At 69.9% G+C, this 14,401-nt stretch carries 15 protein-coding genes and 1 riboswitch; of the genes, 12 read left to right on the forward strand and 3 right to left on the reverse strand.

The genetic code is table 11. The annotated features are described in order from the left end of the window. Positions 1 to 55 precede the first annotated feature (55 nt). The 10 genes from LVY72_RS04360 to LVY72_RS04405 all read left to right on the forward strand — a co-directional run bounded on the left by LVY72_RS04360 (position 56) and on the right by LVY72_RS04405 (position 9,769). On the forward strand, positions 56 to 835 hold the full coding sequence (locus LVY72_RS04360) for an SDR family NAD(P)-dependent oxidoreductase (protein ID WP_237818251.1): 780 nt from the start codon (positions 56 to 58) through the stop codon (positions 833 to 835). 27 nt (positions 836 to 862) lie between these two features. Beyond that, positions 863 to 1,183: a 2Fe-2S iron-sulfur cluster-binding protein gene (locus LVY72_RS04365; protein ID WP_237818252.1), complete on the forward strand. Its 321-nt coding sequence runs from the start codon at positions 863 to 865 to the stop codon at positions 1,181 to 1,183. 2 nt (positions 1,184 to 1,185) lie between these two features. Beyond that, the gene (locus LVY72_RS04370) at positions 1,186 to 2,496 is read left to right on the forward strand and encodes an NAD(P)/FAD-dependent oxidoreductase (protein ID WP_237818253.1); all 1,311 of its coding nucleotides are present in this window, start codon (positions 1,186 to 1,188) and stop codon (positions 2,494 to 2,496) included. A gap of 11 nt (positions 2,497 to 2,507) precedes the next feature. Next, entirely contained in the window at positions 2,508 to 3,251 is a 744-nt protein-coding gene (locus LVY72_RS04375) for an HD domain-containing protein (RefSeq protein WP_237818254.1), read from the forward strand. Next, positions 3,248 to 4,807 (forward strand): aldehyde dehydrogenase family protein, encoded by a 1,560-nt coding sequence (locus tag LVY72_RS04380; protein ID WP_237818255.1) that lies wholly within the window; start codon positions 3,248 to 3,250, stop codon positions 4,805 to 4,807. Before LVY72_RS04375 ends, LVY72_RS04380 begins: the two co-directional genes overlap by 4 nt. A gap of 134 nt (positions 4,808 to 4,941) precedes the next feature. After that, entirely contained in the window at positions 4,942 to 5,334 is a 393-nt protein-coding gene (locus LVY72_RS04385) for a hypothetical protein (RefSeq protein WP_237818256.1), read from the forward strand. A gap of 60 nt (positions 5,335 to 5,394) precedes the next feature. Then, on the forward strand, positions 5,395 to 6,438 hold the full coding sequence (locus tag LVY72_RS04390; RefSeq protein WP_237818257.1) for a Gfo/Idh/MocA family protein: 1,044 nt from the start codon (positions 5,395 to 5,397) through the stop codon (positions 6,436 to 6,438). Between the two features lie 47 nt (positions 6,439 to 6,485). Beyond that, positions 6,486 to 7,442, forward strand: a complete 957-nt coding sequence (locus LVY72_RS04395; RefSeq protein ID WP_237818258.1) for a TIGR03885 family FMN-dependent LLM class oxidoreductase — start codon at positions 6,486 to 6,488, stop codon at positions 7,440 to 7,442. 63 nt (positions 7,443 to 7,505) lie between these two features. After that, a complete protein-coding gene (locus LVY72_RS04400; RefSeq protein WP_237818259.1) occupies positions 7,506 to 9,185 on the forward strand; it encodes an alpha-amylase family protein in 1,680 nt (559 codons plus the stop codon). Positions 9,186 to 9,331: 146 nt separating this feature from the next. Further along, the gene (locus tag LVY72_RS04405; protein WP_237818260.1) at positions 9,332 to 9,769 is read left to right on the forward strand and encodes an SRPBCC family protein; all 438 of its coding nucleotides are present in this window, start codon (positions 9,332 to 9,334) and stop codon (positions 9,767 to 9,769) included. Between the two features lie 125 nt (positions 9,770 to 9,894). Here the strand turns inward: LVY72_RS04405 and LVY72_RS04410 are convergent, their stop codons facing one another. Next, positions 9,895 to 10,185 carry a DUF1540 domain-containing protein gene (locus LVY72_RS04410; RefSeq protein ID WP_237818261.1) on the reverse strand — a complete coding sequence of 97 codons (291 nt, stop codon included), beginning with the start codon at positions 10,183 to 10,185 and terminating at the stop codon, positions 9,895 to 9,897. 229 nt (positions 10,186 to 10,414) lie between these two features. Between LVY72_RS04410 and LVY72_RS04415 the strand changes: the two genes are divergently transcribed. Further along, positions 10,415 to 11,629, forward strand: a complete 1,215-nt coding sequence (locus LVY72_RS04415; protein ID WP_237818262.1) for a glycerophosphodiester phosphodiesterase family protein — start codon at positions 10,415 to 10,417, stop codon at positions 11,627 to 11,629. Between the two features lie 68 nt (positions 11,630 to 11,697). Here LVY72_RS04415 and LVY72_RS04420 read toward each other — a convergent pair whose 3' ends face one another. Further along, positions 11,698 to 12,462: a hypothetical protein gene (locus LVY72_RS04420; protein ID WP_237818263.1), complete on the reverse strand. Its 765-nt coding sequence runs from the start codon at positions 12,460 to 12,462 to the stop codon at positions 11,698 to 11,700. A 125-nt stretch (positions 12,463 to 12,587) separates the two neighbouring features. Between LVY72_RS04420 and LVY72_RS04425 the strand changes: the two genes are divergently transcribed. Next, on the forward strand, positions 12,588 to 13,094 hold the full coding sequence (locus LVY72_RS04425) for a metallophosphoesterase family protein (RefSeq protein WP_237818264.1): 507 nt from the start codon (positions 12,588 to 12,590) through the stop codon (positions 13,092 to 13,094). Between the two features lie 130 nt (positions 13,095 to 13,224). Here the strand turns inward: LVY72_RS04425 and LVY72_RS04430 are convergent, their stop codons facing one another. Beyond that, positions 13,225 to 14,046 (reverse strand): DUF1684 domain-containing protein, encoded by an 822-nt coding sequence (locus LVY72_RS04430; protein WP_237818265.1) that lies wholly within the window; start codon positions 14,044 to 14,046, stop codon positions 13,225 to 13,227. A 218-nt stretch (positions 14,047 to 14,264) separates the two neighbouring features. Further along, positions 14,265 to 14,387, forward strand: a riboswitch (SAM riboswitch). Positions 14,388 to 14,401: the final 14 nt, after the last annotated feature.

Here is a 14,401-nt window from a genome sequence, read left to right on the forward strand (position 1 = left end):
GGACCGGGGCGTTCCCCCAACCGCCCCGGTCCGGCCCCCAACCGAAAGATCTGAGATGACGCAGGAAACCACACCAACGGCCCCGGGACAGGCCGGCGCGCGCACGGTGCTGATCACCGGTGCAGCCGGCGGCTTGGGCCGGGCCTTCGCCCTCGGCTTCGCCGGCCGCGGCTACCGCGTCGCGGTGGCGGACGTGAACCTGGCTGGCGCGGAGGAAACCGCGCGGCTGGTCCGCGAAACCGGTGCCGAGTCCGCGGCTTTCGAGGCCGACGTCACCAGCGCCGAATCCACCCGGTCCCTCGCCGAACGGTGCGCCGAATTCGGCAACGGAGGGATCGACGTCGTCCTGAACAACGCGGCGATCTACGCCACCGTCACCCGCAGCCCGTTCGAGGAGATCGACCCGGACGAATGGGACCTGGTGATGAACGTGAACCTCAAGGGCCCGTGGCTGGTCACCCGCGCGGCGAGCAAGTACCTGCCCGAAGGCGGCCGCGTCATCAACCTCTCCTCCGCCACGATTTTCTCCGGATCGGAGCAGTGGCTGCACTATGTGGCCTCCAAGGGCGGCGTGGTGGCGATGACCCGCGTGCTGGCCAAGGAACTCGGCCGCCGCGGCATCACGGTCAACGCTATCGCCCCGGGCTTCACGCTCACCGAGGCCAGCTACTCGCTGATGGAGAACGCGGAGAACTACGGGGTGGACCGCGGCGCCCTCAAACGCGCCAGCCAGCCGGAGGACATCGTCGGCGCGGCGCTGTTCCTGGCCGGGCCGGACTCGTCCTACATCACCGGCCAGACCCTCGTGGTCGACGGCGGCCGCCAGTTCATCTAGACCTGCACCACCGAAAAGGAGATCCCCGTGCCTACGGTTCATTTCACCGACGCTGAAGGCGTTGTCCGCGACATTGAAGGCAACGCCGGAGACTCGGTCATGGAGACCGCGGTGCGCAACGGCGTGCCCGGCATCGTCGCCGAATGCGGCGGCTCGCTGTCCTGCGCCACCTGCCACGTCTTCGTCCGCGAGGACTGCCTCGACCAGCTGCCCGAGATGGACGAGATGGAGGACGAGATGCTCTACGGCACCGCCGTGGACCGTGAGGACAACTCGCGCCTGTCCTGCCAGCTGAAGCTCTCCGAGGACAGCGACCTCTACGTCACCACTCCGGAAACGCAGGTCTGACCATGTCTGCCACCAACACTAGTGCGACGGCGGCGCCCGCCGCAGGCTCGGACGGCACCGTGCGCACGGGGCTGCTGATTATCGGCGCGAGCCAGTCCGGCGTCCAGCTGGCGGTCTCGCTCCGGGCCCTTGGTTTTGAGGAACACATTACGCTGCTCGGCGACGAGGACCACCGGCCCTACCAGCGCCCGGCGCTGTCCAAGGAGTTCCTGCAGGGCACGGTCGGGAGCGAATCGCTGATCTTCCGCTCCAACGAGTACTGGGCTGAGCACAATGTCGCCCTGGTCAAGGGCGAGCGGATCACGCGGATCGACCGGGAAGCCGACGGCTCCGGCGTGGCCCACGCGGCGTCCGGCGCGCAGTTCCCCTTCCAGCGGCTGGCGCTGACCGTGGGTGCCCGCGCGCGGAAGCTGGAGCTGTCCGGCGCGGACCTGGACGGCGTGGTGTACCTGCGCAATGCCGACGACGCGCTGGAACTGAAGGCCCGGCTGGACGATGTCCGCGAGGCCGTGGTCATCGGCGGCGGGTTCATCGGGCTCGAGGCTGCCTCCAGCCTGCACAAGATGGGCAAGACGGTCACGGTGCTCGAGTACGGTCCGCGGCTGATCGGCCGGGCCGTGGGCGAAGAGACCAGCGAGTACTTCCTGGCGGCGCACCGCGAACGCGGCCTGGACATCCGGCTGGATGCCCGGATGAACCGCCTGGTGCCGGCCGAAGACGGAAGCCGCGTGGCCGGCGTCGAACTTGATGATGGCACCGTGGTGCCGGCGCAGTTGGTGCTGGTCGGCATCGGCGTGGTTCCGAATATCGAGTTGGCCGAGCAGTTGGGCCTGGCCGTGGACAACGGGATCGTGGTGGACCGGCACGCGCTGGCCTCCGACGGGACCACGGTGGCCGTGGGCGACGTGGCGAACATTCCGAACCCGCTGCCCGGTGCGCCCGAGGGCGAACGGATCCGGCTGGAGAGCGTGAACAACGCGATCGAACACGCCAAGGTCGCAGCCTACTCGCTGATGGGCCGGCGCGAGGACTATGCCGGCATCCCGTGGTTTTGGTCCAACCAGGCGGACCTGAAGCTGCAGATCGCGGGGCTGACGCTCGGCTACGACAGCACCGTGGTCCGCCGCGACGACGGGCGCGGCAAGTTCTCCGTCCTGTACTACCGCGACGGGCGGATCATCGCCGCCGACTGCGTGAACGCGCCGCTGGACTTTATGGCGGTCAAGAACGCCCTCGCCAAGGGCCAGAACATTCCCGCGGACGCGGCGGCCGATCCCGCCGTGGTCCTGAAAACCATCGTCACGGACGGCTGAGGAGCCCAGGGATGAGCACCCCCGATATGCAGACAGACCAGACCAACGACGGCGCCCCCGCCTTTGCCGAGGATCCGCGCGCCCGCGCCTTCGCCGCAGCGAACCCGGTCCGGCCGGTTCCGGCCACCGGCCCGGTGGACACGACGCCGATCGCACTGACCCCGGCCGCGGCGGACCTCGATCCGCTCTGGAAGACAGTGGTGGAGGAGACCCGCGCGCGCGGCAGCGACATCCACCTGCCGATCTCGCTGGCCTTCGCCGAGCGGCTGTGCCGGGCCTACCCGGAGGCGGACGCCGAGCTGGTGCGCGTGACCGTCCTGCTGCACGACACCGGCTGGGCGCATGTGGACGAGTCCCGCATTCTCTCCGAGGGCTTCACCGGCGACTGGCGCAAGGCCGCCATCCGCTACGAGCACGAGGCCGAGGGCTGCAAGGTCGCCTGCCGCGTGCTGCCCGGTCTCGGGTACGCCGAGGAGTTCATCGAGCGGGTCTGCGAGATCATCGACGGGCACGACACCCGGCATGTGGCCTACTCGCTCGAGGACGCCCTGGTCCGCGACGCCGACCGGCTGTGGCGCTTCGACCAAGCCGGGATCGCGCTGGCCTCGTCCTGGTTCGGCATGACACCGGACGTGTACACCGACCGGCTCGCAGCGGAAATCATCCCGGAGCTGATCACCGAGGCCGCGGTGCAGATGGGAACGGCAGACCTGGCGCGCTCGAACGCGCTGCTGAAGACAGGAGTCATCCGATGACCACCACCCCGCACGCCCCGCAGGCCACAGCCGGGACACCCACCCAGGCGCCGGCGTCGTTCTCCGGCCCCGCCGTGGACGCACGCGCCGCCCTCGCCCTGCCCTACACGCACGTGGACGACATGTTCATCGACGGGGCCTGGGTTCCGGCGCACGGCACCGGGCGCAACGAGGTCACCGACCCGGCGACCGGCCAGGTCTGGGGCTCCGTCCCGGACGGCGACGCCGAGGATATCGACGCCGCCGTCGCCGCCGCCCGCCGGGCGCTTGGCGGCGAATGGGCGCGGCTGGCGCCAGCGGAGCGCGCCGCCTGCCTGCTGCGGATCGCCGACGAAGTGGACAAGCGCGCCACCGAGCTGTCGCTGACCAACACCCGGGAGAACGGCTCCCCGGTGTCGGAATCCTCCGGGGCCGCCGCGAACGCCGCAGCGATCTTCCGGTATTTTGCGACCCTGGCGGACTACCTCGGGAAGGAAGACGTCCGGCCGTTCCCGTTCGCACCCGGGCAGGAGTCTGTGGTCCGGCGGAACCCGGTCGGCGTGTGCGCGCTGATCGCGCCCTGGAACTTCCCGATCAACCTGATGGTGATCAAGTTGGCACCGGCGCTGCTGGCCGGCTGCACCGTGGTGATGAAACCGGCCTCGCCCACCCCGCTGTCCTTCCGCCTGATCGTCGACGCCGTCGCCGCCGCCGGCGTGCCGGCCGGCGTGGTCAACCTGGTCACCGGCGGCGGGCGCCTGGGCGATGCGCTGGTGAAGCATCCCGGCGTGGACAAGGTGGCCTTCACCGGCTCCACGCCGGTGGGCCGGAAAATTGCCTCAGCCTGCGGCGAGTTGCTGCGCCCGGTCACCCTGGAACTGGGCGGTAAGTCCAGCGCCATCGTGCTGCCGGACGCAGACCTGGACGCCATGTCGCACGTGCTGGTCCGTTCCTGCATGCGCAACACCGGCCAGACCTGCTACATCTCCACCCGCATCCTCGCCCCCGCCGGACGCTATGACGAGGTCGTGGACATGGTCACCGCGACCATCGCCGCCGGCAAACAGGGCGACCCGCTGGATCCGGCGACGGTGTTCGGGCCTTCTGCGACGGCTTCCCAGTACCGGACGGTGCTGGACTACGTTCAGTCCGGCCTGGCCGAGGGGGCACGCGCCACCACCGGCGGACGTGCGGCCCGGCTCGGCGGCGGGCTGGAACACGGGTACTTCGTGGAGCCCACGGTCTTCGCCGACGTCACTCCGGACATGCGCATCTCCCGGGAGGAGATCTTCGGCCCGGTCATCTCGGTGCTGAAATACTCCAACGTGGACGAGGCCGTGGCGCTGGCCAACAACACCGAGTTCGGACTCGGAGGGCTGGTCTTCGGCCAGGACCAGGAGGCCGCGCTGGCCGTCGCGGACCGGATGGACACCGGCTCGGTGGGCATCAACTTCTTCGCCTCCAACCACTCCGCCCCGTTCGGCGGCCGGCACGACTCCGGCCTCGGCACCGAGTACGGGATCGAGGGTCTCAACGCCTACCTGACCTACAAATCCATCCACCGCCGGCCGCGGTAGCGCGCCGGACGCCGCCAGCCGAACCGGGCCCGGGAAGCGCGGGCCCGGCGGCAACCTTGCCGTTACCTGCAACTGGTATGACTGGGAAGGTTGAAACGATTTATTAGCTGGGGGAGACGTTGAATATTCCGTATGTGCCCAGGTCGGCGGCCATGCTGGTCTGGGGCCTGGTGCTCTCCGTGGTGGGCGGCGTGCTGAGCACCTGGCTGTCGATTGCCGCGGTCGGGGAAGTCGTCAAGGATGCCGCGAGCATGTTCTACGACTCCAGCGCGGAGGCGTTCTCCGGCCTGGCTGTGCTGTTCGGCCTGGTCGCGCTCGCCGGGTTTGTCCTGCTTGCCGTGGGCCTGGGCCGGCTGCTGGGCCGGATCGACCAAAAATACGAGGTGTGGTTCCGCTCCCTGCCGGCGGCCACCTTCCCCCAGCCGGTTCCCTACCCTCCGGCCGCCGCGCCGGGCCAGCCCGTGCCGCCTGCGGCCGTGTCCCGACCGCCGATGCCGGCCACCGCGCCGAAACTGCCGCAGGGATAGCCCGCGTCCGGCAATCGCCGTAGGATGCCTCAGAAGCGCACGCGTTCCGGAAGGCCGTCCATGACCGTTGCCCCGCCCCTCCGCACCGCCCTGATCGGCTTCGGCCTGTCCGGCCGGGACTTCCACGCCCCGTTCATCCAGGCAGACCCGCGCTACTCGCTGGACTTTATTGTCACCGGCAGCGAGGAACGGGCCGCCCGGGCCCATGCGGCGTATCCGGACACCGCGGTCCTGGCCAGCACCGCGGAGCTTTTCGGCCGGGCCGGGCAGCTGGACCTGGTGCTGGTCTGCACGCCGCCGGCCAGCCATATCGAACTGGCTGCCGCGGCCATCGGGCACGGCCTGAACGTGGTGGTGGACAAGCCCTTTGCCGCCACCTCGGCAGCAGCGCAAGAGCTGATCGGCCAAGCCCGGCAGGCCGGCGTCGTCCTGACCGTCTACCAGAACCGGCGCTGGGACGCCGACTTCCTGACACTTCGGGAGCTGATCGGCGACGGCGAACTCGGGCAGGTGCACCTGTTCGAGTCCCGCTTCGAGCGCTGGTCCCCGCACGGGCTGCGCGCCTGGAAGAGCAGCGCCGGGATCGCCGACGGCGGCGGGATCCTCTTCGACCTGGGCTCGCACCTGATCGACCAGGCGCTGCAGCTGTTCGGACCGGTGGCCACGGTCTACGGCGAGACCGCCCGGCACATCCGGGCGGAGGAGTCCGATGCGGACGACGACGCCTTCGTGTCCCTGCTGCACGAGTCCGGCGTGCGTTCGCACCTGTCCGCCAACCTGGTTTCGGCGCTCCAGCTGCCCCGCTTCCACGTCCTGGGCTCGTCCGCCGCCTACACCAAGTGGGGCATGGACGGGCAGGAGGCGGCCCTGGCCGCCGGGCTGCTGCCCACGGATCCGGGCTACGGCGTCGAACCGGAAGAGGCCTGGGGCAAGCTCGGCGTGCCCGGCAATATCCGCAAGGTCCCGGCGCAGCAGGGCGCCTACCCCGAGTTCTACCGGCAGCTGGCGGCCGCCCTGGCCGGGGACGGGCCGGTGCCGGTGGACCCGGCCGATGCCGTCGCTGTACTGCGGATCATCGAGGAAGTCCACCGGCAGGCCGGCTGAGCCGTGGCCGCTCGACAGCCGCCGCGGCGGCAGGGTAAGGAGGGACCGTGGCCATCATCGGATTCCATGCATCGCACGAACAGATCGGGCCGGCGCAGCTGCTCGCCGACGTCGAGCTGGCCGAACAGGCGGGCTTCGACGCCGCGATGTGCTCGGACCACATCGAGCCCTGGTCGGCGCACCAAGGCCATTCCGGCTACGCCTGGTCCTGGCTCGGCGCCGCGCTGGCCCGCACCCGGCTGCGCTTCGGCGTCGTGACGGCCCCGGGCCAGCGCTACCATCCGGTCATCACCGCCCATGCCTCCGCCACCCTGGCGGCGATGTTCCCCGGCCGCTTCTGGCTGGCGCTGGGCAGCGGCGAGAACCTGAACGAGCACATCACCGGCGGGCCGTGGCCGCCCAAGGAGGTGCGCCAGCAGCGGCTGGAGGAGTGCGTCCAGGTGATCCGGCGGCTGCACGCGGGCGAGGAGGTCACCCACCACGGGCTGGTCGACGTCGAGCAGGCCCGGCTGTGGGATGTGCCCGAGGCCAGGCCGCCGCTGATCGCCCCTGCCGTGAGCGTGGAGACGGCCGGCCGGTCCGCCGCGTGGGCGGACGGGCTGGTGACCATTAACCAGGATCCTGGCCGCCTGCGCCGGATGCTTGAGGCCTACCGCGGCGCCGGCGGACGGGGCCCGGCGGCCCTCCAGGTGCACCTGTCCTGGGCGCCGGACGAGGCCGAGGCCCTGGCCATCGCCTGGGACCAGTGGCGGACCAATGTCTTTGCGCCGCCGGTGCCCTGGGACCTGGCCAAGGCCGAGCATTTCGACGACGCTGCGGAGCAGGTGGGCGAGGAACAGCTGCGCCATTCCGTCAATATCTCCGCGCACACGGGGCAGCACCTCGAGTGGCTGCAGGAGTACCTGGAGCTGGGCTTCGACGAGCTCTACCTGCATTTCGTGGGACAGCACCAGGAACCATTCATCAAGACCTTCGCGGACGAAGTGCTGCCGCAGCTGCGCTGAGCCGGCTCCCGGCCCGGTCACCCCGCAGGGGCAGGACAGACAGGACAAAGGCAAGGAGGATCCGTGAGGATTACCGAGACGGCGGACCTGTGGTGGAAGACCGCGGTGGTCTACTGCCTGGACGTGGAGACCTTTTTCGACTCCGACGGCGACGGCGTGGGGGACTTCGCGGGCCTGGCCCAGCGCGTGGACTACCTGGCGGAGCTGGGCGTCACCTGCATCTGGCTGATGCCGTTCTACCCGACGCCGGACCGGGACGACGGCTACGACATCACCGATTTCTACGGGGTGGATCCGCGGCTGGGCGACCACGGGGAGCTGGTCGAGTTCCTGCGCACCGCGCGGGACCGGGGGATGCGGGTGATCGCGGACCTAGTGGTCAACCACACCTCGGACCGGCACCCCTGGTTCCGGTCCGCCAGGAAGTCCAAGGACAGCCCGTTCCGGGACTACTACGTCTGGCGCTCGGACCCGCCGCCGGATACCTCCAAGGAGGTGGTGTTCCCGGACCGGGAGAACTCGCTCTGGACCCTGGAGGAAACCACCGGGGAGTGGTACCTGCACCGCTTCTACAGGCACCAGCCGGACCTGAACATCACCAATCCCGCGGTCCGGGACCACCTCGCCAAGGCGATGGGCTTCTGGCTGCAGCTGGGCCTGGACGGCTTCCGGGTCGATGCGGTGCCGTTCTTCCTCGAGACGATGGGGGAGGACGCCGCCAAGCTGCCGGATCCGCACGAGGTCCTGCGGGACCTGCGCCGCCTGATCGGCCGGCGCTCCGGAGACGGAATCCTGCTCGGCGAGGTGAACCTGCCCTACAAGGACCAGCTGACGTTCTTCGGCGGCAGCGAGGGGGACGAGCTGACCGTGATGTTCGACTTCATCGGCATGCAGAACCTCTACCTCTCGCTGGCCCGGCAGGAGGCCGCGCCGCTGGCCAAGGCGCTCACCGCGCGGCCGGCGATCAACGCCGACAACCAGTGGGCCACCTTCGTCCGCAACCATGACGAGCTGACCCTGGACAAGCTCTCGGAGGACGAACGCCAGGAGGTGTTCGCCGCCTTCGGGCCGGAAGAGCGGATGCAGGTCTACGGCCGCGGACTCAAGCGCCGGCTGCCGCCGATGCTCGGCGGGGATCCGCGGGCGCTGCGGATGGTCTACTCGCTGCTGTTTTCGCTGCCCGGCACCCCGGTGCTCTACTACGGCGAGGAAATCGGCATGGGCGAGGACCTGGCCGCGGACGGCCGGCTGGCCGTGCGCACCCCGATGCAGTGGACCGACGGCGCCAACGCGGGGTTCTCGACGGCGCCGGCGGGCAAGCTCATTTCGCCACTGGTGGACGGCGGCTTCGGGCCGAAGCACGTCAACGCTGCCCAGGCCAGGCGGGACCCGGATTCGCTCTGGAACTTCATGACGCTGCTCATCCGGCGCTACCGGGAATGCCCGGAACTGGGCTGGGGCCGGTTCGAGGTACTGCGCCAGCCGGCGAAGTCGGTGCTCGCGCACCGGTGCACCTGGGAGGAAGACTGCATCGTGCTGCTGCACAACCTCGGCCCCGAACCGGCCACGGTGCCGCTTGAGCTGGATCTCGGGGAGCCGGGCGGCGCCGGCACGGTGCTGCTGGACCTGCTCGACGGCGACGATGTGCAGCTGTCCGCGGAGGGCACCTGCGAGCTGGCGCTGCCGGCCTACGGCTACCGGTGGCTGCGCCGGCAGACGCCCGGCGACCGCCGCCTGCCGTGACCGCCGCGGTGCCGCACCACGGGCCTTGACACCTCCGGCAGAGGGACTAAGTTCAACCTTGTCTGCTGCCCGGGGCAGGGGAAGGCCAAGTGGCAGCAGCCGGGGCAGCATCAACGCAGGCCGGCACCGCTTGGAAGGACAGCATCATGACAGAGTCAGCAGCGGATCGGGAACTGGTCATTACCAGGATGTTCAACGCCCCGCGGGAGCGTGTCTACCAGGCGTTCACGGATCCGGACCTGCTCTCCCGGTGGTTCGGCCCGGTGGGGTTCTCGGTCCCGCGCGAGACGATCGATTTCGACATGCGGGTCGGCGGCCTGCAGCGGTTCGTCATGGTCAGCGACGAAGATCCGGACTTCAAGTCCGCCGTCAACGCCACCTTCACCGAAGTGGCGGAGAATGAGCGGCTCTCCGGCACCGAGACCTGGGAGGACGGCACGATGGACCTCAGCTTCGAATTCCACGACGAGGACGGCGGCACGCGGCTGGTGCTTCGGCAGGGGCCCTACACCGAGGAAATGGAAGCCATGGCCCGCGAAGGCTGGGAGAGTTCCTTCACCAAGCTGGACGCCCTGCTCGCCTAAGCCGGGCCAAGGCCGCCCACCCCCTCCCATCGACTCGACGGATAACGCCCTTCTCAGGGCGTTATCCGTCCAGTTGATGCCGGGAGGGAGGTGGCCGGGAGGGCGGGCGAGGTAGGAGTGGCCGGTCAGGCGTGTTCGTAGGTCAGGCAGTCCGCGTTGTCGGCCCCCGGGCCTACCCGGACGGCCGGAGCATTGCAGAGCAGATGGTCGTTGTGCGTGCACTCGGCCCGTTGGCAGGCGCCCACCGTGGCGAGCACCTTGGGCAGCCCGCCATGGGTGCCGATGTCCACGAACGTGGCACAGGCCGCATGGTTTTCCCCGCCGCCCACGGTGATCGCGGCTGCGGAGCAATTGTGATGGTGGTCGTTGAAGGAGCAGGTGTCCACGCTGCAGTCGGCAACATTGGTCAGGTCCATGGAATTACCTCCGTTGTTGCGGGCCCCGGGTCCGGGACTCCTCGTCCCAGCGTAGCCCGGGGAGCGGCGGAAGAATTAGTGCCAGTTTCCTGACGTTATTCCGGTCCCGGCGGTCCAGCCATGTTTCCTTCATGCCGAATTTACCCTGTCGTGGCGCGCAGTCCGCCGGGGCGGGACAGGATCGGGTGCGCAAGGTTAAACGGTCAAGCACCCCCAAAGGAACCTACTCATGGCACCTCGCACCAAGGCGCTGGGCACTGTCGCAGCCGTCGTTCTGTCCCTGGCCGGCGCACCGGCGGCCGTCGCACAACCGGCCGCCGCGGAACCGGCATCCGGCACCCCACTGCTGATCGGCCATCGCGGCGCAGCGGGCACCACCCCGGAGAATACCGTGGCCGCGTTCAAGAACGGCCGCGCCTCGGGCGCGGATTACTTCGAAATCGATGTCCAGCTCAGCGCCGACGGCGTGCCGTTCATCTTCCACGACGACACGGCCGCGCGCACCACCAATGTCGAGGAAGTGTTCCCGGACCGCGCCCAGGATCCGGTCACCTCCTTTACCTGGGCCGAGCTGCAGCAGCTGGACGCCGGCTCCTATTTCGGCAGCCGGTTTGCCGGCGAGCGCATCCCGCACCTGGACGACGCGGCCCGGATCGCCGGCGGCAGCACCGGGGTCTATGTGGAGATCAAGTCCCCGAAGAACTCCCCGGGCGTGGAGACGCTGGTCGCCCGGGAACTGGAGCAGGACGGCAGCTGGCGCCGGCTGGTGGCGGCGGGCAAGGTGCAGGTGCTCGGCTTCGACGAGGCCTCCAACCGCGAATTTGCCCGGCTCGCACCGGAGATTCCGCTGCAGCAGCTCACCACCGTCGTGCCGGGACCGGAGCAGCTGGCCTCCTGGGCCGGCTTCGCGGACTCGGTGGGGACCAACTACCGCAACCTCGGCGCGCAGAACGTGGCCGACGTCCGGGCGGCGGGCCTGGCGCTGGGCGTCTACACGGTGAATGCACCCGAGGCCATCCGCTCCATGGTCGGCCTCGGCGTGGACGCGATCACGGGGGACTTCCCGATCCAGGCGGCCCGCCTACTGCGGGGGCAGAAGGTGCTTCCCGCGGCGCCGGGCATCCGGATTGCCGAGGCGCTGAACAACCCGGCCGGCAACGACGTCCAGCCCGAAAACGGCGAGTATGTGCTGCTGCACAATGCCTCGGAACGCAGCGTGGACGTCAGCGGCTATGCCATCCGGGATGCTGCCGGCAACGTGCTGCGGGTCGGGGACGGCTACCTGCTGGCGCCCGGCGGCCAGCTGCGCGTCTACACCGGTCCCGGCACCAGCAGCGCAGAGCGCTACTACAACGGGGGTACCGCCTCGGTGCTGAACAACGAGGGTGATTCGCTGGCCCTGTGGACCGCGCAGGACCGGCTGGCGGATCTTTTCGCCAACTGACCGTGCGCGGCGGCTGCCGCTTGCGCCGCCGGTGCCACCGGATCCGGGAGTGCAGGCGGCAGCATTGGTCAGCCTTGCGTGGGCCGTCCCAGCCGGTGGTCCGGCAGCTGCTCTTGGATGCTGTCCGGGACCCTGCCCCACTGTTCCTTCAGCCGCGTCCGCGCGGCCGCTGCGGAGGCGTCGGCCCGGTCCGGGAGCCCGGCGAGCAGTTGGCGCAGCTCCTCGTCGTCGACCGGATCGTCCTGGATCAGCGCCTGCAGCCGGTTTCCCGCCACCGCTGACCGCGCCCCGGGGCCGTCCGGCTGGTCCGCTTCGTCCGCCGCCACGGCCGCCGGGACTGCAGCGGCCCAGTCCGCCTGGCGTATTCCGGTGACCTGCCAGCAGACCTTGACCCGGGGGTGGTCGGTCCGGATGGTAAACGCGTTGTCTTCGATCTCCTCTGCCACAACTGCCTGGGCCAAATTTCCGAGCACAGTGAGCTGGTAGCGGAATTCACTGGCGAGGGCCTCGAAGTCCTCCGGCAGCGCCACGCGCGCCACGCCGTCGTCGCCGGTGGCCACCGTGCCGCTGCAGACATAGAGCATCTCCGCGGACCCGGCGAAGGACGGGGCCAGATACCTGGCGTCCGGATCCGGCCGGTGGTCGACCGTGAAGCCGGCTCCGGTGCCCGCGGGCGCCTCGGGGTCGAGGCCGTCCGGCGCCAGGCTGCTGCCGATGTCGAATGCGCCGGTGCCAGGCTCCTCCCAGACCTGCACCGGACTGTCGTTGGCGTCCGCGGGCTGCTGCCCGGGACTGGCCGGATCAAGACCTTCAATACCTTCAACGCGCGCCATTGCGCCCCCCTTTTGGCATGAGTGTGCAGGCTGGCTATGCCATACACTTCCCCAGCATCAAGGCCGGGCGGGGACTTGACAAGAGTTTCGCTGACAATATTTCGGCGGCATGGCAAAATGCCCGCATGCCCGCCCACCTGCTGTTCCTTGCAGACACCCATGTGCCCAAGCGCGCCCGCGTGCTGCCGGACGCCGTCTGGGACGCCGTCGGACGGGCCGATGTCGTGTTCCACGCCGGGGACTGGGTGTCCGAGGATCTGCTGGACACGCTGCAGTTGCGCGCGGCGCGGCTGGTGGGGGTGTACGGCAACAACGACGGCGAGGCGCTGCGGGCGCGGCTGCCCCAGGTGGCGCGGGTGCAGCTCGAGGGTATCCGCTTCGCCATGGTGCATGAGACCGGGTCCGCCCGCGGACGGGAAGCCCGCGCGGATGAACGGTTCCCGGACGCGGATGTGCTGATCTTCGGGCACAGCCACATCCCGTGGGACTCGGTCAGCCCGCGCGGGATGCGGCTGCTGAACCCGGGCTCGCCCACGGACCGGCGGCGGCAGCCGTTCCGGACCTACCTGACGGCGGTCGCGGAGGCGGGCCGGCTGCGGGAGGTGGAGCTGGTGAAGCTGCCGCCCGCCTGACCGGCGTCAACCCGCCAGGCCCGGTTCCCCTCGGCTGTCCGCCAAGCTCGGTTTCCCTCGAACCGGGACGGCCCTGCGTTCCGCCGGTACAGGGGATTCCCCGGTCGAGGGGAATTCCCGCCGCCCACAGTCAGCGGACCTTCTTCTCCCCGGCCTCCACCGGCGCGTCCACCACGTTGCCCTCGATCGGACGCGGACAAATGCCGAAGTCCGTGAAGGCACTCGGGAAGTTGATCGCCCGGTTGAAGTCGATGGTCACGGTGCCGTCCGCCGCCGGCCGGTTGGTGACTACCTGGCGCCAGCCCGCGGTCGTGTCCCCGTTGGTCCGGTCATGGAAGGTCAGCCGGAGCGTGCCCAGCTTCTCCGGCTCGGCGACCAGGGTGTGGGTGCGCCCGGCCAGGCCGAACTCCACCGTGCCCACGGCCGTGGCGGCGCCGCCGACCTGCGGGTTGGAGGTGCCGATGGCCACCTGCCGCGGCTGCTCGTAGGCGGTGAAGCGGCCAGCCACGACGAGGTCCGGATTGTACGCGAAGGTGGGTACGCCGTCGAACCCGGCCAGCACCGGGGAGGCATTGTCCCGGGTGCGCACCGCGTAGCGGTCGCCGCGCACGGCGAGTTCGACGACGGTGCTTCCGTACCGGACCCAGTTCAGTGATTCCTCGTCGGCCAGGGCCGCGGTGAACGTGCCGACGGCAGGCTCGCCGCTGTCCGCGAACACCAGGCCGTCGGCAGCCGCCGCGGTCAGGGTGGCCGCGCCGCCGGCCGAGGACACGCCGTCGGCACTCCAGAGCCCGGGGACCAGCTCCAGCGGGGCGGGCCGGGACGGCAGCCACTGCAGCGAGGTCAGCGTCAGCCAGCCGTGGTCCGCGGCCAGGGCCGCGTCCCGGTTGGCACGGAAACGGTGCCAACGTTCGACGAGGGCGTCGAGGGACTTCGGGGCGGCGGGGTTCATGATCCTCCTTGCTGGCCGGAACGCCGTATGCGCAGGCCACGAGCATTAACACGGTGCTGCGGGAGGGTTATTCCTGCCCGGGGCGGACCGGGAGCCCGTTGTGGCCGCCATCCAGGAATGATGGTCAGCACTTCACCTCCGGTAACATCCGCCCGACATGTTGCGCCGTGTGACCGGACGCTTGCCGCAGTCGTGCGCGCGCCCAAGAATGGGACCGGAATCAGGAGACCCAACGACAAGCCCTGGCTGGTTGGGCGGCAACCCTCATCGCTGTAGTGGGGTGCCCCAGGTGACGATTCGGCGCAGCCCCGGCATAGGACCGGGCCGCGTAAGTATGGCGCCGTGCCTGGCATGC

The organism is Arthrobacter hankyongi, assembly GCF_022012395.1.
GTDB lineage: Bacteria > Actinomycetota > Actinomycetes > Actinomycetales > Micrococcaceae > Crystallibacter > Crystallibacter hankyongi.

Coding starts and splice junctions, on each gene's coding strand:
- LVY72_RS04360 (WP_237818251.1), top strand. CDS start 56: ATGACGCAGGAAACCACACCAACGGCCCCGGGACAGGCCGGCGCGCGC.
- LVY72_RS04370 (WP_237818253.1), top strand. CDS start 1,186: ATGTCTGCCACCAACACTAGTGCGACGGCGGCGCCCGCCGCAGGCTCG.
- LVY72_RS04375 (WP_237818254.1), top strand. CDS start 2,508: ATGAGCACCCCCGATATGCAGACAGACCAGACCAACGACGGCGCCCCC.
- LVY72_RS04380 (WP_237818255.1), top strand. CDS start 3,248: ATGACCACCACCCCGCACGCCCCGCAGGCCACAGCCGGGACACCCACC.
- LVY72_RS04390 (WP_237818257.1), top strand. CDS start 5,395: ATGACCGTTGCCCCGCCCCTCCGCACCGCCCTGATCGGCTTCGGCCTG.
- LVY72_RS04405 (WP_237818260.1), top strand. CDS start 9,332: ATGACAGAGTCAGCAGCGGATCGGGAACTGGTCATTACCAGGATGTTC.
- LVY72_RS04410 (WP_237818261.1), bottom strand. CDS start 10,185: ATGGACCTGACCAATGTTGCCGACTGCAGCGTGGACACCTGCTCCTTC.
- LVY72_RS04415 (WP_237818262.1), top strand. CDS start 10,415: ATGGCACCTCGCACCAAGGCGCTGGGCACTGTCGCAGCCGTCGTTCTG.
- LVY72_RS04420 (WP_237818263.1), bottom strand. CDS start 12,462: ATGGCGCGCGTTGAAGGTATTGAAGGTCTTGATCCGGCCAGTCCCGGG.
- LVY72_RS04425 (WP_237818264.1), top strand. CDS start 12,588: ATGCCCGCCCACCTGCTGTTCCTTGCAGACACCCATGTGCCCAAGCGC.
- LVY72_RS04430 (WP_237818265.1), bottom strand. CDS start 14,046: ATGAACCCCGCCGCCCCGAAGTCCCTCGACGCCCTCGTCGAACGTTGG.